The following is a 23,083-nucleotide window of genomic DNA, read 5'->3' as shown; positions in this document are numbered from 1 at the left end:
GAAACAATTGATAAATCGTTGATTGCGGTTGTGAAATTGTCCTGTGCCAATACCAGAGAGAGAAAGTGTCAGGGCGATCGCCCCACAGACATTCGATTCCTGGCAAATTAGTAAGTGTAGAGCAAACGAGTCACAACCCAGTCAAAAAAAGTAACCCCAAAAATAAAACATTTTCACAGTAGCAGTAATGCGGAATCAATCAATCTCTAATGTAGTTGACAACATCTACCCTTGAGGCAAAACCCACCAACGGCTCAACCACTAAATCCTTAATTCAATACCTCGGAATTACCGAATTTAGACCGCCCGCAACCGCTGCTCAAATCCCTTCAATATTTCAAAAATTCTTTACCTTTAATCCGGGTAGAGGCAGACAAGACAAGAACAATGAAATATCAGGGCAATCAATCAATCTCAACCGAGGAAATGCAGCCTCTTAAATAGCACAAACAGACAATTACACATCCCTATATTTTAACACAACAGGAGTAAATATCATGTTCAACGTACTAAAAGCTTTCGGCTCTATCTTCTCCACTCAAGGATACAGCACCGCCAACAATATGTTAATCAAAAATTACGTCAACACCAATTTTCACTATTTCAACGAAGAAGCAGTCGTCGATGAATCGATTTACCCGAATCAAACAGGTCGCGTCCGCTTCCAAGGTAGCTGGTGGCCCGCACGGTGCGATCGCCAAATCACCCTCACACCCGGAGACACCGTTTATGTCATCGGCGTTGACAGCATCACTCTGTTAGTTTCCCTCGCTCCCGCAGACTAAATCAGAGCATCAACAACCAGGAAATGCGACCTTTAAAATAGCATAAATAGGCGATTAAACTTCCATATATATTAACACAAAAGGAGTCAGGGAAATGTTCAATTTAGCAAAAGCTTTCGGTTCTATTTTTTCTATTCACACTTACAGCACAGAAAACAATATGTTAATCGACAACTACATCAACACCAATTTTGTCTATTTCAACGAAGAAGCAGTCGTCGATGAATCGATTTACCCAAATCAAACAGGTCGCGTCCGCTTCCAAGGTAGCTGGTGGCCCGCACGGTGCGATCGCCAAATCACCCTCACACCGGGAGACACCGTTTATGTGATCGGCGTTGACAGCATCACTCTGTTAGTTTCCCTCACTCCCGCCGACTAAACGAGAACTCGATCCAAACTGCCTAATTTTTCACACCACACATGATTTCGGCAGGGTTTATGCAAATAAACCCTGCCTTTTTTATGCTTAAATAAGTTGAGACACATCCTAGCCATATTTAAACCAGTGAACTTTCAATCAGTCATTGCAACACTGAATCAATTCTGGAGCGATCGAGGCTGCCTGATCGCCCAATCCTACGACACAGAAAAAGGTGCAGGAACCATGAATCCCCACACCTTTCTCAGAGCAATTGGCCCCGAACCTTGGTCTGTAGCCTACGTCGAACCCTGTCGCCGCCCCACCGACGGACGCTACGGCGAAAATCCTAACCGCTTCCAACATTACTATCAATATCAAGTTCTGATTAAACCCTCTCCTCCCAACATTCAAGAAGTTTATTTAGACTCACTCAGAGCATTAGGAATTCGCCCAGAAGACCACGACATTCGTTTCGTTGAAGACAACTGGGAGTCGCCCACCCTCGGAGCTTGGGGTGTGGGCTGGGAAGTCTGGCTTGACGGGATGGAAATTACTCAATTTACCTATTTTCAACAGTGCGGTAGCATAGATTGTCGCCCCGTTTCGATTGAGATTACCTACGGGCTAGAACGCCTCGCAATGTATCTCCAAGAAGTTGATGCGATGACCAAAATTCAGTGGAAAGATGGTATAACTTACGGTGATGTTTTCCTGCAAGGGGAAATAGAACAATGTACTTATAATTTTGAAGCTTCTAATCCTGAATTGTTGTTTACTTTGTTTGGATTGTACGAGCAAGAAGCTGAACAATTAACACAAAAAGGCTTGGTTTTACCTAGTCTTGATTATGTACTCAAATGTTCTCACACTTTCAATTTGCTTGATGCTAGAGGTGTGATTTCGGTGACGGAAAGAACTCGCTATATTACCAAGATTCGGAATTTGGCGCGCCGGGTTGCTCAGCTTTATTTGGAACAGCGCGAACATTTGGGTTTTCCTTTGGATAAAGCTGTGAAGGTTTGACAAAGCAGTTCGGTAACGGATTCTTTAATAGAGGGCGGGTTTTGCCTTGATACAGTCGATTGTTTCATAAATTATGAGCCCCTACAAGCGTTTGGTGGGGGCGGGTTTTGCCTTGATACAGTCGATTGTTTCATAAATTATGAGCTAAACCCGCCCCTACAACAGACCAATAGTCATACCATATTTTAAATTAATTCAATGCCTAATTATTCAGAAAATAATACAGATACAACTGCTCAATTGCGTGTTGATGGTGTAAGTTTGAAAACACCGATCGCCTCTAGCTACTTATTAGACAATATCTCGTTTGATGTGCACAAGGGCGATCGCATCGCAATTGTCGGCCCTTCGGGGGCTGGGAAAACTACGCTGTTGCGGTTGTTAAACCGACTCAGCAGCCCCACCAGCGGCTCGATTTATCTGGAAAATCGGGATTACCGACAAATACCTGCGATCGAACTCCGCAGACAAATCACCCTAATTTTGCAAGAATCCAAGCTTTTGGGGATGTCGGTGCGGGAGGCGTTGGCTTATCCTTTGAAGTTGCGGGGTGTGACTCCATCAAACATTGCTGAGAGAATTAGCGGGGCGATCGCACAATTACACATACCCCAAGAATGGCTCGATCGCACCGAATTGCAGCTTTCCACTGGCCAAAAACAGTTAGTGGCGATCGCCCGCGGCATCATTTTGGAACCGAAAATATTGCTTTTAGACGAACCAACATCCGCCCTAGACGCAGGAAAAGCCGCCCACATTTTGCAAGTATTAACACAGCTAACTAACAATCAAACCACAATTTTAATGGTCAATCACCAATTAGAATTAGCCGAACAGTTTAGCACGCGAGTCCTGCATTTACAGCGCGGAAAACTCCTCGAATATTCCCCATCTCATCAAATAAATTGGCTGCAACTGCGGCAAAATTTAATCCAAGCAGAAGCAGAAGCAGAACAAGAATGGTGAACATTTGTAGGGTGCGCCGAGGCGCTACAGAATCAATGAGCGCCCCCTCCACCACCCGCACCCGGTTTCACCTTTTTAAAACCCAAAATAGCAATCCCGCTTACCAGCAATGCAATTCCCACAAAATAAAAACAATCATTAAAAGCCATCACATAAGCTTCCCGACGCACAATATTATCAATTCCCTGAATTGCCTGATTTTGCGCCACGCTCAAATCAGCACCGCGACTCACAAAATACTGAGTCATTTGATTTATTCTCTCCTGCGTTGCCTGATTGTACAAAGAAACAGATTCCCCTAATCGATTCGAGTGAAATTGCTCGCGCATCGTCACCAAAGTTCCTAGGGCCGCAATCCCCATCGAACCTCCCATATTTCGCATCATATTAAACAAACCAGAAGCCGAACCAGCCTCGTGTTTCTCCATACCAGCCGTGGCAATAGTTGACAGCGGTACCATAATTAAAGGCTGTCCCAATGCTCGCACTAATTGCGACCAACGCAACTGATCGATGCCCGTCTCGTGAGTCATGCTGGCATTCATAAAACAACTCACCGCAAACAAACTCACACCGATGCCAATCATCAGCCGCAGATCGATTCGCTGCATCAATTTCGGCACCATCGGCACGAGGAATAACTGCGGCACGCCGCCCCACATAATCACCTCGCCAATTTGCATGGCATTATACTGCTGAATCTGACCTAAATACAGGGGCAAAATGAATACCGAACCGTACAATCCCACCCCCAAAGAAACATTCACAACAGTTGCTAAAGCGAAATTGCGGCGACTCAATAATCGTAGGTTAATAAACGGTTTTTTTCTAGTTAGTTCAATCCAGAAAAAAGCGCTGATAAATATGGCATAAACTATGCTTAAACGCAAAACCAAATCAGAACTAAACCAGTCTTTGCGGCTGCCTTCTTCTAACACAACTTGCAGGGAACCCAGGCCGATCGCCATTGAGGCAATTCCCCACCAGTCGCCCCCTTTTAGCAGTTCGAGCCGCATCGGCGTCGGGGCGACGGCATACCACACACCTGCTAGCAGCAGCAGCCCCGGAACCAAATTTAAATAAAAGACATATTGCCAGCCGTAATTCTCCGTCAGCAAACCTCCCAATGTCGGCCCGATGGATGGTGCAAAAGTAGCTGTCAGGGCAAACATCGCCATGCCGACTGGTTGCTTTTTGGGCGCAAATTTGTTAGCAAAAACGTAAAAGCCATCGGAATTAAAATCCCACCAGTCAATCCCTGCAACCCCCGAAACACAATCATTGAACTCAAATCCCACGCCCAAGCGCAGCACATGGAAAAGAATACAAAGAAAGCGGCATTTACCAAGATGTAGCGGCGAACAGAGAACACCTGCGATAGCCAACACGTCAGCGGAATTACGACAATTTCTGCGACTAGATAAGAGGTGGAAATCCAAGAACCTTCTTCTAAAGTTGCGCCTAAAGCTGCTTGAATATCTTTGATAGAAGCGTTGGTGATTTGGATGTCCAAAACCGCCATGAAAGCGCCGATCATTGTTGCCATGACGCCGATCCAGGTTTTTAAGGGAACGCGATCGTCGCTTTGCTGTTGGGGAATTGCACTGGTATTTGCCATTGGTTTTGCATCTTGTGTAATTAATTTGGATGTTTTAACCGCAGAGGGCGCAGAGGGCGCAGAGAAAGAGAGGGGAGTCAAGAAGGAGAGAAGTTTATCAATTTTTTAGGAAATTAAACCCATTTTTTGATAAATTGGTCTGACTAAGTGTTTTAAAGCGGGCAACTGTTTGCTAAAAACTACCGCTGCTAAAATACAAATTATACCGCCAAGTATGACTGTGTTGGGAGAGCCGATATAATTGGCCAATCCGCCGGCTACTAAATTGCCAAATGGTGTGACTCCAAAAAATGCCATTGTGTAGATGCTCATTACTCTGCCGCGTTTGTCGTCTTCTACAATTGTTTGCAAGAATGTGTTTCCTGCTGCAAATTGGATGATGAAACCCCACCCCACGAATAACATCATGATTAATGACAGCCACAAGACTCGGGATAAACCAAAACCGATCAGTCCGAATCCCATGACGGCGGGGGAAATAGCAATTAATTTGCCGATACCGACGACACTTTTTCGTCCAATTAAATAAATCGCGCCTGAAAATGCTCCGACTCCAGAAGCTGCCATCAAAAAGCCGAGGGTTTGTGCGTCGCCGTGGAGTATTTTTGTGGCAAAAATTGGGACTAATACTGTGTGTGACATTCCGGCGAAGCTGACTAATGATAATAAGAGGAGAATTGCTCTAATCGGCGGAAAGCCGAAGGCGTAAACGAATCCTTCTTTTAATCTTTGTAAGGGTTTTGTATTAGTTTCGGGAATTTGGCGCGGCTTGATTTTCATCGCTAATAAGCCTGCAATTACGGCGATGTAGCTGATTCCGTCAATCAGGAAACAATAACTAGAGCCGATTGTAGCTATCAGCAAACCTGCAATTGCCGGCCCGATCAATCTGGCTCCGTTGAACATGGAAGCGTTGAGGGCGATCGCATTTGCTAAGTCTTCTTTTTTGTCTACGATTTCGGGCACGAAAGCTTGTCGTGCTGGTGCGTCAAACGCATTAATTGCCCCTTGAAAGAAACTCAATACCAGGATTTGCCAGATGTTCACGACTCCTGTTAGCGCTAAAAATGCTAGGGCTAAGGATTGAACCATTGCTAATACTTGAGTGGCAATTATGACTCTGTGCCGGTTCCAGCGATCGATTAAAACTCCTGCAAAAGGCAGTAAAATTAATGTGGGGATTTGACTGGTAAATCCGACTACGCCCAGCATCAAAGGTGAATCGCTTAAATGGTAGACAAGCCAAATAGTAGCGACTTGGGTCATCCAATTGCCAATGAGTGAGATGCCTTGTCCTGCAAAAAATAGGCGATAATTTCGAGATTTGAGGGCCGGAGGAAGTTTTATGGATTTGATTTTTGCTTGTAGATTCATGTATCAGTACGGATCGAGCAATCCTATTTGATTGGTAAACATTTTGTAGGTAGCGCCTCTGGGCTATTGATTTTCACAATCGCCTAAAAACCTTTGTACTTATTGTTTATAGCGGAGTCTCCCTCCGCCTTGCATCCCCCAATCGAATGGGGAATTTAACTGGGTTGTTTGCTCCTTCTTAAGGTATAGAGGATGCTCGTTGATTTTGGAGTCCGATCACCCAAAAATAATACTTTTGAAGTATTTGTGGAGATTTGAGTATTCAGGATTTATGAACTCCCATCACAGAAACCGGGTTTTTTATGGAATTTGGCCGCTGTTACCGCGTATTTTTCGACAAAAAGCCCGGTTTCTGGCCGATCGCGGGTTGCTCAGAAACCGGGTTTTTTGGGGAATTTGCGGGCTGTTACCGCGTATTTTGTCGAAACAAACTCGGTTTGTGCCCTTCCCTCACTCAATGCTTAACAGCCAAGTCCCCAGGTAACGCATCAATGGAACATCCCCTGGAGTGCGGATGCGGACGTTGAAATGGTACATTCCGCCGGGACTGGGGTTTCTGACGTTGGAGAGCACAACTTCAACGTTGCTACCGGCAGGAATTGGCTCTGTGGGATAAATTTCTATGAATCGATTTTCTTTGTCCCAGATTACTTCTTGCAATTCTATTGTTTTGTCTTTGACGCGCACTTTAATGTCTTTTTGGTCGAATTCGCCTTTGTAATAGTCTGGATAGGAAATATTCAGTTGGGCGATCGCCAGACTTACTTTTTTGGAAGGAATTCGTAGCCGGTATCTGTCGCCGCTCATCCCGGCTTTGCCGTAATCCAAGCGATAGTTTAATTGGTTGGCGCGATCGGGGCCGCCGAAAATTGTGAATCCGGGCATCGACTGGGCTAAACTGATGGCGGGTAAGCCTGTCAGCAAACAACCTGTAACTGCTAGTGCTGAAAATAATCGTCTCATAATCGCTCCTCTGACCAAAATTAGAATGGAACCTTAAATATTTACTGCGGGCAATTTGCAATGAATGCCTTTAATATAGCGATTGTTTTGGCAATTTGATGAGTGCGATCGCCCGAGTTCAATCAATTTTTTTTTGTGTAATACTGACAACTGACATTCAAACTACAGAATTAGGCAGCGTTTTATTTTATCATGCTCGGCTGCAAATTTAACAATTTAGCGAATTTGAATCTATAAGACAAGTTAAAGAAGCGAGTGTATTTTTGGCGATCGGCTTTAGTATCAACGTGAGAAGCCAGAAGCGATTTCAACCGCGGACTGGGAAAAACAGCCAGCGATTGAAATCGCGCCTACACAAACGATGTCCGCCTCCGCGGACTGGGAAATTTGAATTTCAACCTGCGTCGGCAGGTTTTGTCTGACTTTCTGGCGGTTTCAACCGCCCTGTCTCGTCCAGGCGCGGTTTCAACCGCCATGTATGCGTGCGGTTTCAACCGCCCTGTCTATGTCTAGAGTAAAGGAGAGTTAATGAAATTAGCGATCGCCAAAGAAGTCCAAGCAGAGGAACGCCGGGTAGCCTTAGTACCCGACGCTGTAGCCCGATTAGTCAAACAAGGCGTCGAAGTTTGGGTAGAGGCCGGTGCCGGCGCAAAATCCTTTTTCTCGGATCTTGCTTACGAAGAAGCCGGAGCTCGTGTTATCGGTGATACCGCTACGCTGTGGGGCGAAGCCGATGTCGTCGTCAAAATCGGGGAATTGCAAGAATCAGAAGTTCATCAACTTCGCGAAGGAGGAGTTTTCATCGGATTTTTGAATCCTTTGGGAAATCCGGCTTTAGTGCAGCGGTTGGCAGATCGCCAAGTAACGGCATTCAGCATGGAAATGATCCCGCGCACCAGCCGCGCTCAAAGCATGGATGCACTGTCATCCCAGGCCAACGTCGCCGGTTACAAAGCCGTACTGATTGCAGCTTGTGCATTGCCGAAATATTTCCCAATGCTGACAACGGCGGCGGGTACCATTCGCCCCGCGAAAATATTGGTGATGGGAGTAGGCGTTGCGGGCTTACAGGCGATCGCGACAGCGCGACGTTTGGGCGCAGTCGTCGAAGCCTTTGACATCCGCCCAGAAACCAAAGAACAAGTACAAAGCTTGGGCGCTAAATTCGTTGATGTCGAACTCAAGGAAGAAACAGTCGCCGCCGGTGGTTACGCAAAAGAGTTATCAGAAGCCGCCAAAGAATACACCCGCCAAGTCCTGACTCAACACGTCAGCGCTTCCGATGTAGTGATTACAACTGCTCAAGTTCCTGGCAGAAAAGCACCTATTTTAGTTACTAGAGAAATGGTTTCTCAAATGAAGCCCGGATCGGTAATTGTTGACCTCGCGGCCGAACAAGGCGGCAATTGCGAATGTTCTGAAGCGGGGAAAGATGTTGAATGGAACGGCGTTAATGTTATCGGCCCGATTAATGTGCCCTCGTCGATGCCGGTACACGCTAGCGAAACTTACTCGAAGAATATCTCGGCTTTAGTTCAGTTGATGCTGAAAGATCAGGAACTCAATTTGAATTTTGAAGATGATATCATTGCTGGTTCTTGTGTCGCCCGCGATGGCGAAATTAGCAACCAGCGAGTTCGGGATGCTTTGGCTGCTCAAGCATCCGTAGTCAATTAGATGGTTCATGAAAATATCCCGGCGATTGAAATCGCGGCTACACAAACAAAAATATCCCGGCGATTGAAATCGCGGCTACACAAACAATGTCCGCCTCCGCGGACTAATCAGATTCTCTTGTTATTTCTTAGTCTGCCTCCGCAGACTTCGTTTGTGTAGTAGCGGTTTCAACCGCCGAATCATAAAGGGATGACTGGCGGACACAACCGGAAACGAGTTATTTCCAATTACCAATTACCAATTGTTATGGCAGAAGGATTGATTGCAGGTTTAGTGGTGTTTACTCTAGCGTCGTTTGTGGGATTTGAAGTAATTAATAAAGTCCCGCCGACGCTGCACACACCTTTGATGTCGGGATCGAATGCGATTTCGGGAATTGCAGTTTTAGGCGCAATTCTGATTTCGGGCCAGGGAAATGTGACTGTTACTTCGATTTTGGGGACGATCGCGATCGCCCTGGCCACAATTAACGTTGTCGCCGGTTTCTTAGTAACCGATCGAATGCTGCAAATGTTCAAGAAAAAAGAGGTTAAAGCGTGAGCGATTTTCTACCCAGTGGCATTCAGCTAGGCTATCTAGTGGCCGCATCTTTATTTATCGTCGGTTTGAAACAATTGGGCTCCCCGGCTACTGCGCGTCAAGGAAACGTGTTAGCTGCGATCGGGATGTTTATTGCGATCGCCGGTACTTTACTCGAAAAGCAAGTTATCAGCTACGAATTGATTGCTATCGGCATCATCATCGGTTCCATTGTGGGAACAATTATGGCGAAAACCGTCGCGATGACGGATATGCCGCAGATGGTGGGTTTGCTTAACGGTTTCGGGGGCGCGGCTTCTGCACTCGTTGCTGTGGGGGAATTCTGGCGCTATCTCAGCATCCCGGAATCGCCAACTCCCGATGCGACAATCACGATCCTTTTGGGCGTATTAATCGGCGGAATTACTTTCACTGGTAGCCTTGTGGCGTTTGCAAAGCTGCAAGAATTGCTACCGGGTGCGCCGATGACGTTTCCGCTGCAACAGCCGTTTAATGCCATGCTGGCGATCGCACTTTTAGCCGGCAGCGGTTATATGCTGACGAATCCCGAAAATGTGCCGGTATTCCTAGCTTTGGTGGCGATTTCCAATATTCTGGGAATCATGTTTGTGCTACCGATTGGCGGTGGCGATATGCCCGTGGTGGTGTCGCTGCTTAACTCTTATTCGGGGATTGCGGCGAGTGTGGCTGGGTTCATTTTGATGAACAATATGCTGATTATTGCCGGTGCATTGGTGGGCGCGTCGGGGATTATTTTGACGCAAATCATGTGCAAGGCGATGAATCGATCCTTGGGTAGTGTGCTGTTTAGCGCCTTTGGTAGCGGTGGCGGAAGTGCTGCGGGTGCTGCTGGGGCTGCTGGTGTTACTGACAAAACTGTTCGCAGCATCAATCTCGAAGAAAGTGCGATGATGTTAGGCTATGCGCGATCGGTGGTAATTATTCCTGGTTACGGGATGGCTGTAGCGCAAGCCCAGCACGCAGTACGCGAGTTAGCCGACGGTTTGGAAAAAATGGGTGTTGACGTGAAATACGCGATTCACCCGGTGGCTGGGCGGATGCCGGGGCACATGAATGTGTTGTTGGCGGAAGCAAACGTGCCTTATCCGCAGTTGTACGATATGGACGATATCAATCCGCAGTTTGAAGAGACGGATGTCGCTTTAGTAATTGGTGCGAATGATGTGGTGAATCCGGCGGCGCGTCACGATACGGCGAGCCCGATTTATGGGATGCCGATTTTGGAGGTTGATAAGGCTAAACATACGATCGTGATTAAGCGCGGGATGAGTGCTGGTTTTTCGGGTGTTGACAATGAGTTGTTTTATAAGGATAAGACGATGATGTTGTTTGGTAGTGCTAAGGATGTGGTTGCGAAGTTGGTGGCTGAGGTGAAGCAGTTGTAGGATTTTGCAACCGCAGATTAACGCTGATTAACGCTGATGATTAAGCCCGGTTTTTTGGATAAACCGGGTTTTTATTTTGGGCGATTTTTTTATCCAATGCTAGCTTGGTTCACATATTCACTGGAGATTGGTGTATGTGAAAATCCTTGTTTTCTGGCTGTTTGAAACCATTTTTCTGCTTCAGTGCGATCGGCGGCTACACCATCAGCACCGCACAGATAAATTCCTGCTAAATTGTTTGAGGCAACACCATAGCCTTGCTCGGCGGATTTGATGTACCATTTAATTGCTTCTAATATCCTCTTTTCTCGACCTAATCCTAAATGGTACATACTCGCAATGATGCACTGGGCTTCAGCATTTCCCTGTTCTGCTAGCGGTTTTAACAAGATAAAGGCTTGGGTATAATCTTGGGTATTAAAAGCGGCTAGACCTTTTTCTAATTCAGACATTAACGACGATTAATAAATTCTATATATTATAATAGCTTTGGATATATAAGGGAGAACTCCAGTATCCAGTAGAAATTGAAGTTCTCCCTCCACGATCTAGTTTTCTTGACTCAAGTTTTCTTGACTCAATTAAGACTCAGAACCAGATGCTTCCTCCGATTTTAACGTATTATCCCCCTGACTATGCCAAGGTTGTAGTGGTTTTGCCGACTCCAAAACATGAGTTTTGACAAAAATATTGCCACTTGTAAACTTTTCCTGAGTCTTGTAAACATCCAGACCGAATGGTGTAAGTTCATTCAACTCATTCATGTCTAGCTCTTCGTGCTTTTGATTACTCATTTTTGACTCCTTTTTTACTTTTGAACATCCGCCAATCCAATAAATGACTTGGATTGACGAATACTTTGACTTCGCCATGTGATTAAGCTATTGAGCTTTCGCGCAAGTGAGTGTAGATAGATTGCGCTTCTGGCGAAAGATTACTATTTGGATAAGCAAGTTGATACCAATATCGACCAACTTGGCGTAATCCATCAGTTCCTTGACTTCGTGCTTCAAACTCTTGTTGATTAAGTTTGTGGGCCGCTGCAATTAAAGCTGGTCTTAACTGAGTCAGTTCAAAGTGATGAAATATTTTTTTGTTGGGATCGATACAAAATACACCAGCTTCATAAAGTGTTTGAAAAAACATCAATCCCACTGAAGTTTCTCGAATGCTTTGATGGGTCTTGATCGGCTCTACATAAGCTCTATATCCATAATGAAAAAATCTGATCGCAAATACACTAAATGCGAATATATCTGCTTGATCGGTGGTCAAGTCAAGATGTTCTGCCCACCTAATAGCATTAAGACAAGCACGAAATTCCTCTACAGCCTCATGAAGTAGGCAACTCTTGGATTTATCGAATGGCCAACAACCAGCAAAATGACCTCGATTGTGTCCTTCAGCGTGCAAAATTGCAAGTAGCTTTGCTTGCTGATCCAACAGCGACTTATCTACTTCTCGTAATCCATAAATAACTTTGTCCCCCCTCCTGATTGCAGTATTGAAGTTCTGTTCAAGAAGGGTAGCATTGAGGACTAACCGTTGATCGAAATCTTCAATATCTCCATTACTTTCTTTATAACCAACTTGAAAAACAGCAAAATCATCAACAGTATTGGTAGTTTCAACACCCTGAGACACTACTGATTCACTAAAGTCTGATACTGCAATTGGCTCAATAAACATAACTGGCTTTGGCTCATGCCTGCACATGAGTATTGAGTCATCACGTACTCTAGCACTTGCGATATCAAACTTAAAACGTACTTCTGAAACCTCGGATGAAATTCGACCTATCATCCACGCATAGCGCTTATGACTATTAATTATTACAGGAGCTATCCATGCAACAGGTTGTTGATAGGTAACTGGTAGGTCAAATAAATACTCATTTATTATTCTATTGTTACCCTCGATCGAGCATATTAGTGCATGACAAAGGTTGTCAGGAAGATCGATAGCCTCGATCCGCTGAATCAAAACTTGTTCTGTTAAGCTATCTGACAAACGGAACAAGTTCAGTAGTTCTTGCCATTGCGTCTCTAATGCAGTAATCATGTGGCTTGCGTACTGAATAGTGCATGAACATTTTGTAATTTCCATATAGTAAACTTTTCTCTCACAATCTGAAAAGCGGAAAAAGACGGATCTTTTTTAACCTTTGATGTGCAAGTCGGATCTGGACGGATATAGACGGATAAAGTCGGGTATAATAACGCCAGTTCTCTCACATTTATGCTGATGGACATTCACCAGGTATTGGAATTTGTAGATAAAGTTGTCTATGCCAAGACAGGCAAACGTCTAAATGACTTGCAGCGCGGAATTATCGAGGGAACACTGAAGCAACAGAAGTATACTGAGATTGCAGATACTTATCGTCTTACACAAGGTCACGTTAAAGATGTGGGTTACGAACTTTTACAAATGTTATCTGATACCTTTGATGAACCTGTTGATAAAGGTAATCTTAAATCTGTTCTCGATCGGCAAGGAAATCTGAATATCTCGGATTGTACTATTGGTAATAGCAACATTATTGGCTATATCAATGTTTGTTCCGATCGCCCTACTGCGACCCCAGATGAAAATCCGCCTAAAAATCCTGACTTTCAGCAGGCAAAGGATGAAGCCAAAATTGAAAAAATTCGTCAGTTGCGGCAGTTTGGCTTGAGCGACGAGCAAATCGCAGAGGTGCTGGGGCTAACCTTGGAAGAGGTGAAGCAAGTGGATAAAGCGTTATAATTTAGCTAGGATATTCTATCTGTAAAAATGGGATAGTAAATAATGACACTCACCGAATTAAAAATTGATCTAGCATCCTTAAATTCAGCCGACAAAGCAGCGGCTATAGAAATTTTACTTCAAACCTTAAGCACTGGTGCTATAGGCATTAAAAAAACTCCCGGCGTGTGTGGCGGTGATGCCTGTGTCGGCAATACTCGCATACAAGTTTGGGTACTTGTGGGTTATCGCCGTCTCGGATGCAGCGATGCTGAACTTTTTAAGTGCTATCCCCATTTGACTGCGGCTGATTTAGTCAATGCTTGGGCTTATGCTGATGCTTACCCAGACGAAATTGAACAAGCAATCAAAGAAAATGAGGAAGCCTAAAACATGGCACGAATTTATGCAGACGAACAGTATCCGTTGCCAGTAGTTGAGTTTCTGCGACCTTTAGGTCATGATGTTTTAACAGTTCAAGAAGCCGGAAACGCAGGATTAGGAATTCCTGATGAGGATGTATTGGCTTTTGCAGTGAGTAATGAGCGAGCAGTTTTGACTCTCAATCGAGGGGATTTCATTCGACTGCATCGCTCACAACCAGACCATACTGGTATTATCATTTGTACTCAAGATAGCAACTGGGAAAGACAGGCGACCCGAATTAATGAGGCTATTTCGGTTGAAGAAACATTGAGTGGCAAATTGATTCGGGTGGTACGTCCCCAAAGCTGAAAAAAAGCCGTAGCTTGCGGAGCTCCCAGCCATCGCCCAAACCCATCCTAAAATCTTACAATTAAATTCCCCATTTATCCCCAGATTAGGTAAAATCATTTGGGTGTCTGAGGATAAACTATATGCGCTTGGTTAAATATATTGCGATCGCCATTATCAATGCTTTCGGTGTCGTCATCGGTATAATTTGGGTTGCAATCCCCGCAACACTCGCTCAACCTTCCCTAAACTACCAACTCGCACTCTCCGCGCGACAGCCAGACGGCGACACTCCGCAATCGCTGCCGGAACTCTACAAATTGCGCGATCGGCTCAAGGTACAATTAGATAAACTTGCCCAAACTCCCGACAGCAGTCTGTTTTCCCCAGAATATTGGCAACCAGAAAGCCCCCGCCACCAATCCGAAACTCTGACGCAGCAACTCCAAAACGTTCAAAATCAGATTCAAATAGAAAAACAAGCCAAAAATAATTGGGACGAAGCTGCTAGAATTGCCTCCCAAGCCGTCGTCATTGGACGCACTTCTAAAGCTGATCCCGCTACTTGGGAAGAGTCGCAACGCTTTTGGCAATTGGCTATCAATAACCTCCGACTCATTCCCCACGGTTCTTTTTTGGCTGAACGGGCGATCGACAAAACCATCGAATATCAAGGAAACCTCAGTGTCGCTACCTATGAAATGCAAGTCGCACGATCTGTTGAGAAAATTAGAGCCGAGGAAGAAGAGATCAGAGAGCGAACCCGCAAAGAGCAAGAGAAAAAAGAATTTGCTCGTCGAGAAATAGAGAGAAAAGAGCAAGAGAAAAAAGACCGGGCTAGAAAAGAAATTGAAAGGCAAGAGTTTGAAAAGCAAGAATTAGCTAGAAAAGAAATTGAAAGGCAAGAAGCAGCCAGAAAAGAACTTGAAAGGCAAGAATTTCAAAGGCAAGAGTTAGCCAGAAAAGAACTTGAAAGGCAAGAATTCCAAAGGCAAGAGTTAGCTAGGAAAGAACTTGAAAGGCAAGAAGCAGCCAGAAAAGAAGTTGAAAGACAAGAACTTGAAAGGCAAGAATTAGCCAGACAAGAAGTTGAAAGACAAGAACTTGAAAGGCAAGAGTTAGCCAGACAAGAACTTGAAAGGCAAGAGTTAGCCAGACAAGAATTAGCCAGACAAGAACTTGAAAGACAAGAGTTAGAGAGAAATCAGCAAGCAACTTCTCAACCAACTCCTGAATCAACTGCAACACCAACTCCCGCCCTAGTTACGCCTGCTGCGTCCCCGTCGAACTTTTTCTTTGCGGGAGATACTAACAGAGATGGCCAAATTAACGAGCAAGACGACGCCGGAAAAGAACAATGGTCTTTGTCCAAGGGCGCGCTAATTTTATTTAACGATCGCAATAACGATCGCGGCAAGATACCGACTTGGAAACAAACGAAAGTTAGCGCTCCCCGCCGTGCAGCAATGCTTTCTCAAGTTAACTTAACACTGTCTGAGAACTTCAAAACCTCTCAGTTATTTATCACGGCTGATAGCATTGCTAGCCCTCACATCAGCGTTTTTCAGAAGACGGGCGACGGCTGGCAACCTGTAGATATATCCGGTGCTAAACCTCTAGTTTTTAGCACGAATATTGTTTTAGGTGTGGAAGCCAAACAATTTGCCGATCGCAATTGGAACGGCACTGTTAATCTCAAAGCAACTGCCCAAAACAACGGTCAAGAAATCGTCTCCACAACAATCCAAATGGGCGTTAGCCCTTGGATGATAGCGCCCAATACAGCACCAGTAACCGAAGTTCAGGTCAGCGACAGAGGCGCGGTAAACAGCGAATTTATCTCGCAACTAAAACAAGCAGTAGAACCCACCGGCGCTAAAGTAAAAATTCTCCAGGGCGATCGCACTTGGATGCAAGATACCCAGAAAAACGGATTCGTTCAACTCCCTGAAGAATCGGAGATACGCCAGTTTAATGTAGCCCTAAAAAGCAATAGTGAGCCAGAGAAAAACCCGCCTATTAAATCAACTCAAAACCGGGATTGGAAAGTAGTAAAAATTGGCAATCCACGTTCTTTAGACCCTGTAAGTCAGTGGTCTGACGGATACGGCAACTTGCAGGTGACACCGCCGATTCCCGGACACCCAATGGGTCGAGTTTATTATGGGAATTCGGGAAATGCTAGTTTTAATCCAGAGGTACTTGATTTTATTCAAGCTCAGAGAATTCAAGGGCCCCCAGTGGATATTGATACTTCTTGGCTTTTGACTCGCCAAGTCGATGAAATTATCAATTTTATTCCCACTCAAACTCCCGGACAATATGTAATGGCGATCGCCAGTCCCGAAGCCGGAGTTAAGCTGTTGGAAGAATTGGAGGGAAGAGGTTACGGCGATGTGGCGATCAATCGTGGTTTGAGCACTCAAACAACTGTCAGCGACGCCTTGAAAAACCGTGCTTTAATTCAACACAATCTCTATTTGCAAAATCAGAAACTTAATCCGATTATAGAGAAGTTGAAAAGAGAGTTTTTACTCGGAGACGACCAAATTGTTCAAGTTCCGGCGATGTTTGGCTACAGCGGTTATGCTTGGTGGCCAAATATGGTCAATTCGGTGCCAGTTAACGGCAAGTTGTTAGTTTCAAATCCGCGCGGGCCAATGATTGACGGTGTAGATTACACTCAGGAAAGATTGCGCCAATTGCTGCTTCCTGCTGGCGTCAGCGTTAGTTTTCTGGATGACAGGTATTATCAAGAATTGAAAGGAAACGTGCAGTCGGCGACGAATACTGTGAGGAAGCCTGAAGAGCGGCCTTTTTGGCAGTCTTTGCCTAATAATTGAGTCCGGTAGTAAGTTGCGATCGCAATTTGTGCTCAATATTTACCGAAAATGGGTAAATTGCGATCGCCCTTGCCGACAGATTTCTCGATCGACATGGACGGCATTTTGTCAAGGGCCTTGCCGTATCGGTGCAGGCGATCGCACCAGTAACGTAAAATGTATAAAAGCGGTCTTTGTAAAATAAATTTAGCCCCATGAGCGACGAACAGGAAAAAAAACAAATTTTGACTCAGCAACCGGAAACAATTTCTCCTACCAGCGATGAGTTCGATCGCAGTGAAATTGCCAGGGCCGATTCAACTTCCGCATCAGCAGAAACTCCCGCAGAAATTGCCGCGCCCGAAGAGATTTCAGCGCCAATCGACGCAGCCGAAACAATTACAGTTGCCGCCGATAGTACGCCGGAAACAACTCAAATTACAAGTTATCCGCCTCCAACAATTCCACTTGCCAACCCCGAACCAAAACCAGCCCGAAAGTGGCAAATTTTAGCAGTTTTTCTCAGCGGAATGTTAGTCGGTTCCGTCCTTAGTCTCGGCAGTTTGCTAGGGTGGAAAATGTATCAGGAAAGAGCGAACCTTCAAATCAGACTGCCCGCTGACGTACCCCTCCCCCAAAGCCCTCCAACCGTCGCAACAGCGCCCGCCAACCGCCGGCCCGGACTTCCCCCAGCACCTGGAACTCGACTGCCCGCCACAATCTATCCGTCGCCCCGTCCCACTCAAATACCCTCTGTGTCTGGCGTTCCCCAACTTACTTCGCCGTCACCGTCGCCGTTGCTGTTGCCTTCTCCTTCTGCTTCTCCCACTGCGGTTGAAACCCCTGTAACCGAGCGAGTTTACTTTCAAGCTGGTGCTACGGGAACTACTCTGAGCAATAGTTTGCGAGCCAACATATCCAGGCGCTACTTACTGGAGTGCAATAGCGGCCAAAGCATGACAATAAAGGTTCAAGAAGGTCAAGTTAGCGCAGCAATTATTGCTCCTAACGGCGAAAATTTAGGTACTGCTGATGGCACAGGTCAGTGGCAAGCTCAACTAGCCAGTAGTGGCGATTATACTATTGAAATTTCAGGCGATCGCCAAGCAAACTACGTTGTTAAAATAGAAGTAAAATAGTAAGTATAATCGTATCGGGCGGTAGTTGCCAAATATATCAACCCGCCCCGCCAATTACCAATTACTAATTACCAATGGTCGCACAAGTATCTCCAAGCATCTACGAAGCAAAGACTCAGGAAATAGCTAAAGAAATCCTGAAGGCAACTCAAGACAAAAAGCGATCGTTTTTTGGTCAACTGCAAGACCAAATGCGCTGGGACGACAAACTGATGGATTGGGCGATGGCTAGCCCCGGACTGCGGGTGCAATTGTTTCGATTCATCGACTGTTTGCCGGCACTCCGCAGCAAGCCGGAAATTGCCCGCCACCTGCAAGAATACCTGACCGCTGAAGAGGTAGAATTGCCCGAAGCTTTGAAAAAATTGCTCAATTTTACTAACGCTGAGTCGATTCCTGGACAATTGGCCGCGACGACGGTTGCGCCTGCGGTGGAAACTTTGGCACACAAGTATATTTCTGGGGAAAATATCAAGCAGGTAATTAAAACCTTAGAGCGACTTCGCAAAGATAAAATGGGTTTTACAGTTGACCTTTTGGGGGAAGCTGTCATCACTGAAACTGAGGCGCAAATTTATCTTAACCGCTATTTGGAATTGATGGAGGAACTGGCGAAGGCAGCAAAAAATTGGTCGCAGGTAGATGCAATTGACAAAGCTGATGATGAAACTTTGCCGCGAGTGCAAGTATCGGTAAAATTAACAGCTTTTTATTCTCAGTTTGACCCGCTGGATGCTAAAGGCAGCGAGGAGAAAGTCAGCGAGAGAATTCGCCTGTTATTGCGCCGCGCCCAAGAGTTGGGAACTGCCGTTCACTTCGACATGGAACAGTACGCCTATAAGAGTTTAACTCTGAGCATTCTCAAAGACTTATTGTTAGAGGAAGAGTTTCGCAGTCGCACGGATATCGGTATCACGTTGCAAGCATATTTGCGCGACAGCAAGCAAGATTTACAAGACGTTATTGCCTGGGCAAAAAAACGCGGAAATCCGGTAACAGTGCGGCTGGTAAAAGGCGCTTACTGGGATCAGGAAACTATCAAAGCGATGCAGAAAGATTGGCCGCAGCCTGTCTACAATGACAAAGTTGCTACTGATGCAAATTTCGAGCAGATGACGCAGTTGCTGCTAGAAAATCACGAATATTTGTATGCAGCAATTGGCAGTCATAATGTACGATCGCAAGCCAGGGCGATCGCCATTGCCGAAACTCTCAATATACCACGCCGCCGCTTTGAAATGCAGGTACTGTATGGCATGGGGGACAAATTGGCTAAGCTTTTGGTCGATCGGGGTTATCGCGTCCGAGTCTACTGCCCCTACGGCGACTTATTGCCTGGAATGGCTTATTTGATCCGCCGATTGCTGGAAAATACCGCCAACAGTTCGTTTATCCGGCAAAGTTCCGAAGAAATGCCGATCGAACAATTATTAGCCGCACCAGTTGCTAATGGCAACGACCAGCTAGTTTACAGCAAAGTATTCCCCAACGTCGCCGATACAGACTACGCCAATACCAAATTGCGGCAACAAGCAGAAACAGCCATCAAATCAGTGCGCGCCAACCTAGGCAAAACCTACTTACCCCTAATCGATGGCGAGTACCAAAACACCGAAACCACAGTTAATTCCCTCAACCCTTCCAATCCCACAGAAGTAGTCGGCAAAATCGGATTGCTTTCCGAAGAACAGGCCAAACAAGCCCTTGAAGCAGCAAAAGCAGCCTCCACCAGTTGGCGAAAAACCCCCGTCCGACAGCGCGCCGGCGTCCTCCGAAAAGCCGCAGAATTGATGGAACAGCGGCGGCACGAACTGTCAGCTTGGATGGTGTTTGAAGTCGGCAAACCCGTCAGAGAATGCGATGCCGAAGTTTCCGAAGCTATTGATTTTTGCCGCTACTACGCCGACGAAATGGAACGGTTGGAACAAGGAAAAAATTACGACGTAGCCGGAGAAACCAACCGCTATACTTATCAGCCGCGCGGCATTTCTCTGATTATTTCTCCTTGGAATTTCCCCCTCGCAATTCCTGTAGGCATGACAGTTGCATCGCTGGTGGCAGGCAATTGTACTTTGCTCAAACCTGCGGAATTTTCCTCAGTAATTGCAGCGAAAATAACAGAAATTTTGCTAGAAGCTGGCATTCCCAAAGGCGTATTTCAATACGTGCCTTGCAAAGGTTCAACCGTCGGCGCTTACATGGTGAAACACCCCGACGTTCACATGATTACTTTCACCGGTTCTCAGGAAGTTGGCTGTCAGATTTATGCCGCTGCTGCGATTTTGCAACCAGGACAAAAACACCTGAAACGAGTAATTGCGGAAATGGGCGGCAAGAATGCAATTATTGTCGATGAAAGTGCGGATTTAGACCAAGCAGTTGCAGGCGTAGTTTATTCAGCATTTGGATACAGTGGCCAAAAATGTTCCGCTTGTTCGCGAGTAATTGTAGTCGAATCGGTGTACGATAATTTTGTGGCAAGATTGGTAGAAGCGACGCGATCGCTCAATGTCGGCCCAGCAGAAAATCCCGGCACTCAAGTCGGCCCTGTGATCGATGCCAGCGCCCAGTCGCGCATCCGTGAATACATCGAAACAGGCCGCGCCGAAGCTAAAATAGCTTTAGAAATGCCGGCACCGGAAACCGGTTATTTTGTCGGCCCAGTCATTGTTACGGAAGTATCGCCCACAGCAACTATCGCCCAAGAAGAAATTTTTGGCCCGGTGTTGTCGGTGATTCGGGCAAAGAATTTCAACGAAGCGATTACGATTGCTAACGGTACGAATTTTGCTTTAACCGGCGGATTGTATTCTCGCACACCTTCACATATCGATCGCGCCCAAGCCGATTTTGAAGTCGGAAATCTGTACATAAATCGCGGAATTACCGGCGCTGTGGTATCGCGGCAACCCTTCGGAGGATTCAAACTTTCGGGAGTTGGTTCCAAAGCCGGCGGCCCGGATTATTTGCTGCAATTCCTCGAACCCCGCACAATAACCGAAAATATTCAGCGGCAGGGTTTTGCGCCGATTGAAGGAGTGGATTAGTCAGTTGACAGTTGACGGTTGACGGTTGACGGTTGATGGTTAACAGTTGTCAGTTGTCAGTTGATGGTTTTCATTAGTCATTAGTCATTAGTCATTGGTTAGCAGTTAATGATTAAACACTTTTGACTAATAGACCTCTCCAATAATTATTGTGGAACAGGCATCTTGCCTGTTCCAAACTTGCTTTTCTGGTGAGGTGTAATGACTAGAGTTAATAAATTGTATAGGTTAATGAGTTGTAAAGTTTTCCGAAATTGGTGGGTTTTTGCGATTGTTATTGTATTAGTCATAGGCATTTTATTTCGATTCGCCAATCTCGATCGCAAATTTTACTGGATCGACGAAACATATACTTCTTTGAGAGTTTCGGGCTACACCGAAGCCGAAATAATCAAACAAATTTCGTACCAGAAAATAACCTCGCCCTCGGATTTACAAAAATATCAGCAGATAAATTCCGAAAAAACTTTAAGCGATACCCTGAATTCTTTAGCAACAGAAGACCCCCAACACCCCCCTCTGTATTACGTACTAGCGCGATATTGGGCGCAGTGGTTCGGCAGTTCCGTTGCAGCAATGAGAAGTTTGGCCGCGGTGATTAGCCTGCTAGTATTTCCCGCAATTTATTGGCTGGCTTGGGAGTTATTTGAATCTTCAGCCGTAGCGTGGATGGCGATCGCAATTTTCGCAATTTCTCCCTACCACATCCTATTTGCCCAAGAAGCAAGACAGTACAGTTTGTGGACGGTAACTACTATTCTATCCAGTGCAGCCTTGCTGCGAGCAATGCGCCCTGAGTCAACTCAAAATGCGATCGCCCTTGTTCTTTCCTGGGCGCTTTATGCAGGCACAGCAACACTGGGATTGTACACCCACTTGTTATTTGTCTGCGTCGCTGCCGCCCACGCAATCTACGTTGCAGTTATTGCTAACTGGCGCGATGTAAAAACATTCATTTCCTATTATGTAGCAGCTTTAATCGCTTTTATCTGCTTCATGCCTTCCCTGGTAAATACTGTAGAAAACTTCAATCAAGTTAGAAGCACAACAGCATGGGCAGAACAAACAAATTACTTAAGATTAGTCAGCAGGTGGGTTGGTTCCCTCAGCATAGCATTTTTTGATATAGGCATTGATGGAACTGCCAACGCCACACAACTAGCCTTGGTAATTCCCGTTGGTATCATGATTTTAGCTTTAGTCGGCTATGCTCTTTATTTTCTGTGCCGACAAACACCAAAGCGAGTGTGGTTGATTGTATTGTTATTAATTGCAACAACTGCTTTGTTTTTAGCAATACCTGATATAATCAAGGGTGGAAGGCGATCGGCAAATCCGCGATATTTAGTTCCTTGTTATGTGGGAATTCAGCTAGCAGTGGCTTACCTACTGTCTGCAAAAATTAGTAACAATTTGGAGAAGTTAAAACAGCAAAAACTATGGAAAATAGTTATAGTTGCAGTTTTTTCCGCAGGTATTATATCCGGTGGAGTTAGTTCTCAAGCAGATATTTGATGGAATAAAGGCAGCGGTTGGTTGGGTGCCTTGGAAGTAGCCGCGACTGTTAATCAAGCCAGCAATCCCCTGATAATCAGCGATACCAACATTGCATACATCATGCCTTTAAGTTATTACCTAGAACCAAAAGTCAAACTGCTAATAGAACCCCGCTGTTACACTTCTTGCTACAAAAATCGAGAATTGGCAAAGAAAAAACCCCAACCCCCGCAAATTCCCGGCGGTTTCAGTGAGTTGTTTTTATACAAACCGTCAAAGGCTTTGCGATCGGCAATTCAGCAACAAAACTATCAAATAGATCCGGCTGACACTAATGTTGAGCTGTAAGGATTCAGGTCTGAAAAATGGGAATGAGCTCGGGCATAGGAAAGTAGTCACAAGAATGGGCAGAAATAGCCTC

At 45.5% G+C, this 23,083-nt stretch carries 21 protein-coding genes and 1 pseudogene; 15 read left to right on the top strand and 7 right to left on the bottom strand.

What is annotated here, in order from left to right; genetic code table 11:
- The first annotated feature begins 497 nt into the window (after positions 1 to 497).
- From QUA44_RS20875 to QUA44_RS20860, 4 genes are all read left to right on the top strand, one after another.
- On the top strand, positions 498 to 785 hold the full coding sequence (locus tag QUA44_RS20875) for an NfeD family protein (protein ID WP_332973118.1): 288 nt from the start codon (positions 498 to 500) through the stop codon (positions 783 to 785).
- 94 nt (positions 786 to 879) lie between these two features.
- Positions 880 to 1,167 (top strand): NfeD family protein, encoded by a 288-nt coding sequence (locus tag QUA44_RS20870; protein WP_333253919.1) that lies wholly within the window; start codon positions 880 to 882, stop codon positions 1,165 to 1,167.
- A 126-nt stretch (positions 1,168 to 1,293) separates the two neighbouring features.
- On the top strand, positions 1,294 to 2,172 hold the full coding sequence (gene glyQ / locus QUA44_RS20865; RefSeq protein ID WP_332995334.1) for a glycine--tRNA ligase subunit alpha: 879 nt from the start codon (positions 1,294 to 1,296) through the stop codon (positions 2,170 to 2,172).
- Positions 2,173 to 2,370: 198 nt separating this feature from the next.
- Positions 2,371 to 3,138 carry an ATP-binding cassette domain-containing protein gene (locus tag QUA44_RS20860; RefSeq protein WP_333253922.1) on the top strand — a complete coding sequence of 256 codons (768 nt, stop codon included), beginning with the start codon at positions 2,371 to 2,373 and terminating at the stop codon, positions 3,136 to 3,138.
- Positions 3,139 to 3,170: 32 nt separating this feature from the next.
- On the opposite strand, the pseudogene QUA44_RS20855 reads toward QUA44_RS20860, so the two are convergent.
- From QUA44_RS20855 to QUA44_RS20845, 3 genes and pseudogenes are all read right to left on the bottom strand, one after another.
- Positions 3,171 to 4,660: pseudogene (locus QUA44_RS20855) on the bottom strand (DHA2 family efflux MFS transporter permease subunit).
- 201 nt (positions 4,661 to 4,861) lie between these two features.
- The gene (locus tag QUA44_RS20850) at positions 4,862 to 6,130 is read right to left on the bottom strand and encodes an MFS transporter (RefSeq protein ID WP_333253928.1); all 1,269 of its coding nucleotides are present in this window, start codon (positions 6,128 to 6,130) and stop codon (positions 4,862 to 4,864) included.
- Positions 6,131 to 6,580: 450 nt separating this feature from the next.
- Complete coding sequence (locus QUA44_RS20845) at positions 6,581 to 7,093, bottom strand: DUF2808 domain-containing protein (protein ID WP_333253930.1); 513 nt, start codon at positions 7,091 to 7,093, stop codon at positions 6,581 to 6,583.
- Positions 7,094 to 7,621: 528 nt separating this feature from the next.
- Between QUA44_RS20845 and QUA44_RS20840 the strand changes: the two genes are divergently transcribed.
- The 3 genes from QUA44_RS20840 to QUA44_RS20830 all read left to right on the top strand — a co-directional run bounded on the left by QUA44_RS20840 (position 7,622) and on the right by QUA44_RS20830 (position 10,716).
- Complete coding sequence (locus tag QUA44_RS20840) at positions 7,622 to 8,770, top strand: Re/Si-specific NAD(P)(+) transhydrogenase subunit alpha (protein WP_333253932.1); 1,149 nt, start codon at positions 7,622 to 7,624, stop codon at positions 8,768 to 8,770.
- A 246-nt stretch (positions 8,771 to 9,016) separates the two neighbouring features.
- Entirely contained in the window at positions 9,017 to 9,310 is a 294-nt protein-coding gene (locus QUA44_RS20835) for an NAD(P) transhydrogenase subunit alpha (RefSeq protein ID WP_106150865.1), read from the top strand.
- Positions 9,307 to 10,716: an NAD(P)(+) transhydrogenase (Re/Si-specific) subunit beta gene (locus tag QUA44_RS20830; protein ID WP_333253934.1), complete on the top strand. Its 1,410-nt coding sequence runs from the start codon at positions 9,307 to 9,309 to the stop codon at positions 10,714 to 10,716. Before QUA44_RS20835 ends, QUA44_RS20830 begins: the two co-directional genes overlap by 4 nt.
- 89 nt (positions 10,717 to 10,805) lie before the next feature.
- Here QUA44_RS20830 and QUA44_RS20825 read toward each other — a convergent pair whose 3' ends face one another.
- The 3 genes from QUA44_RS20825 to QUA44_RS20815 all read right to left on the bottom strand — a co-directional run bounded on the left by QUA44_RS20825 (position 10,806) and on the right by QUA44_RS20815 (position 12,822).
- Positions 10,806 to 11,168 (bottom strand): tetratricopeptide repeat protein, encoded by a 363-nt coding sequence (locus QUA44_RS20825; RefSeq protein WP_333253936.1) that lies wholly within the window; start codon positions 11,166 to 11,168, stop codon positions 10,806 to 10,808.
- Positions 11,169 to 11,297: 129 nt separating this feature from the next.
- Positions 11,298 to 11,510, bottom strand: coding sequence for a hypothetical protein (locus tag QUA44_RS20820; RefSeq protein WP_333253938.1), 213 nt, complete (start codon positions 11,508 to 11,510; stop codon positions 11,298 to 11,300).
- 82 nt (positions 11,511 to 11,592) lie between these two features.
- Positions 11,593 to 12,822 (bottom strand): hypothetical protein, encoded by a 1,230-nt coding sequence (locus QUA44_RS20815; protein ID WP_333253941.1) that lies wholly within the window; start codon positions 12,820 to 12,822, stop codon positions 11,593 to 11,595.
- Positions 12,823 to 12,960: 138 nt separating this feature from the next.
- Here QUA44_RS20815 and QUA44_RS20810 point away from each other — a divergent pair, with 138 nt between their 5' ends.
- The 4 genes from QUA44_RS20810 (at position 12,961) to QUA44_RS20795 (ending at position 17,000) form a co-directional block, all read left to right on the top strand.
- On the top strand, positions 12,961 to 13,464 hold the full coding sequence (locus QUA44_RS20810) for a hypothetical protein (protein WP_333309890.1): 504 nt from the start codon (positions 12,961 to 12,963) through the stop codon (positions 13,462 to 13,464).
- 42 nt (positions 13,465 to 13,506) lie between these two features.
- Positions 13,507 to 13,833, top strand: coding sequence for a DUF433 domain-containing protein (locus QUA44_RS20805; RefSeq protein ID WP_333253945.1), 327 nt, complete (start codon positions 13,507 to 13,509; stop codon positions 13,831 to 13,833).
- Between the two features lie 3 nt (positions 13,834 to 13,836).
- Positions 13,837 to 14,178: a DUF5615 family PIN-like protein gene (locus QUA44_RS20800; protein WP_333253947.1), complete on the top strand. Its 342-nt coding sequence runs from the start codon at positions 13,837 to 13,839 to the stop codon at positions 14,176 to 14,178.
- A gap of 122 nt (positions 14,179 to 14,300) precedes the next feature.
- Positions 14,301 to 17,000, top strand: coding sequence for a protein-arginine deiminase family protein (locus QUA44_RS20795; RefSeq protein WP_333253949.1), 2,700 nt, complete (start codon positions 14,301 to 14,303; stop codon positions 16,998 to 17,000).
- On the opposite strand, the gene QUA44_RS20790 is transcribed toward QUA44_RS20795, so the two are convergent.
- Positions 16,990 to 17,196 carry a hypothetical protein gene (locus QUA44_RS20790; protein WP_333253951.1) on the bottom strand — a complete coding sequence of 69 codons (207 nt, stop codon included), beginning with the start codon at positions 17,194 to 17,196 and terminating at the stop codon, positions 16,990 to 16,992. The genes QUA44_RS20795 and QUA44_RS20790 overlap by 11 nt on opposite strands.
- On the opposite strand from QUA44_RS20790, the gene QUA44_RS20785 reads away from it, so the two are divergent.
- The 4 genes from QUA44_RS20785 to QUA44_RS20770 all read left to right on the top strand — a co-directional run bounded on the left by QUA44_RS20785 (position 17,195) and on the right by QUA44_RS20770 (position 23,010).
- Positions 17,195 to 18,118, top strand: coding sequence for a hypothetical protein (locus QUA44_RS20785; RefSeq protein ID WP_333253953.1), 924 nt, complete (start codon positions 17,195 to 17,197; stop codon positions 18,116 to 18,118). The genes QUA44_RS20790 and QUA44_RS20785 overlap by 2 nt on opposite strands.
- Before the next feature lie 74 nt (positions 18,119 to 18,192).
- Positions 18,193 to 21,165 (top strand): L-glutamate gamma-semialdehyde dehydrogenase, encoded by a 2,973-nt coding sequence (pruA, locus tag QUA44_RS20780; RefSeq protein ID WP_333253955.1) that lies wholly within the window; start codon positions 18,193 to 18,195, stop codon positions 21,163 to 21,165.
- 201 nt (positions 21,166 to 21,366) lie between these two features.
- A complete protein-coding gene (locus QUA44_RS20775) occupies positions 21,367 to 22,680 on the top strand; it encodes a glycosyltransferase family 39 protein (RefSeq protein ID WP_333276683.1) in 1,314 nt (437 codons plus the stop codon).
- Positions 22,681 to 22,710: 30 nt separating this feature from the next.
- Positions 22,711 to 23,010, top strand: coding sequence for a hypothetical protein (locus tag QUA44_RS20770; protein ID WP_333253959.1), 300 nt, complete (start codon positions 22,711 to 22,713; stop codon positions 23,008 to 23,010).
- The last annotated feature ends 73 nt before the right edge of the window (positions 23,011 to 23,083 follow it).

The organism is Microcoleus sp. N9_A2, from assembly GCF_036701775.1.
Lineage (GTDB): Bacteria > Cyanobacteriota > Cyanobacteriia > Cyanobacteriales > Microcoleaceae > Microcoleus.
Note: the sequence above shows the minus strand (reverse complement) of the source record. Positions and strands in the feature narration are given on the sequence as shown.

What these genes read in the sequence shown, in the direction of transcription:
- QUA44_RS20875 (WP_332973118.1), top strand. Translation starts at nt 498, where the DNA reads ATGTTCAACGTACTAAAAGCTTTCGGCTCTATCTTCTCCACTCAAGGA.
- QUA44_RS20870 (WP_333253919.1), top strand. Translation starts at nt 880, where the DNA reads ATGTTCAATTTAGCAAAAGCTTTCGGTTCTATTTTTTCTATTCACACT.
- QUA44_RS20860 (WP_333253922.1), top strand. Translation starts at nt 2,371, where the DNA reads ATGCCTAATTATTCAGAAAATAATACAGATACAACTGCTCAATTGCGT.
- QUA44_RS20850 (WP_333253928.1), bottom strand. Translation starts at nt 6,130, where the DNA reads ATGAATCTACAAGCAAAAATCAAATCCATAAAACTTCCTCCGGCCCTC.
- QUA44_RS20845 (WP_333253930.1), bottom strand. Translation starts at nt 7,093, where the DNA reads ATGAGACGATTATTTTCAGCACTAGCAGTTACAGGTTGTTTGCTGACA.
- QUA44_RS20840 (WP_333253932.1), top strand. Translation starts at nt 7,622, where the DNA reads ATGAAATTAGCGATCGCCAAAGAAGTCCAAGCAGAGGAACGCCGGGTA.
- QUA44_RS20835 (WP_106150865.1), top strand. Translation starts at nt 9,017, where the DNA reads ATGGCAGAAGGATTGATTGCAGGTTTAGTGGTGTTTACTCTAGCGTCG.
- QUA44_RS20825 (WP_333253936.1), bottom strand. Translation starts at nt 11,168, where the DNA reads ATGTCTGAATTAGAAAAAGGTCTAGCCGCTTTTAATACCCAAGATTAT.
- QUA44_RS20820 (WP_333253938.1), bottom strand. Translation starts at nt 11,510, where the DNA reads ATGAGTAATCAAAAGCACGAAGAGCTAGACATGAATGAGTTGAATGAA.
- QUA44_RS20815 (WP_333253941.1), bottom strand. Translation starts at nt 12,822, where the DNA reads ATGGAAATTACAAAATGTTCATGCACTATTCAGTACGCAAGCCACATG.
- QUA44_RS20810 (WP_333309890.1), top strand. Translation starts at nt 12,961, where the DNA reads ATGGACATTCACCAGGTATTGGAATTTGTAGATAAAGTTGTCTATGCC.
- QUA44_RS20805 (WP_333253945.1), top strand. Translation starts at nt 13,507, where the DNA reads ATGACACTCACCGAATTAAAAATTGATCTAGCATCCTTAAATTCAGCC.
- QUA44_RS20800 (WP_333253947.1), top strand. Translation starts at nt 13,837, where the DNA reads ATGGCACGAATTTATGCAGACGAACAGTATCCGTTGCCAGTAGTTGAG.
- QUA44_RS20795 (WP_333253949.1), top strand. Translation starts at nt 14,301, where the DNA reads ATGCGCTTGGTTAAATATATTGCGATCGCCATTATCAATGCTTTCGGT.
- QUA44_RS20785 (WP_333253953.1), top strand. Translation starts at nt 17,195, where the DNA reads ATGAGCGACGAACAGGAAAAAAAACAAATTTTGACTCAGCAACCGGAA.
- QUA44_RS20790 (WP_333253951.1), bottom strand. Translation starts at nt 17,196, where the DNA reads ATGGGGCTAAATTTATTTTACAAAGACCGCTTTTATACATTTTACGTT.
- pruA (WP_333253955.1), top strand. Translation starts at nt 18,193, where the DNA reads ATGGTCGCACAAGTATCTCCAAGCATCTACGAAGCAAAGACTCAGGAA.
- QUA44_RS20775 (WP_333276683.1), top strand. Translation starts at nt 21,367, where the DNA reads ATGACTAGAGTTAATAAATTGTATAGGTTAATGAGTTGTAAAGTTTTC.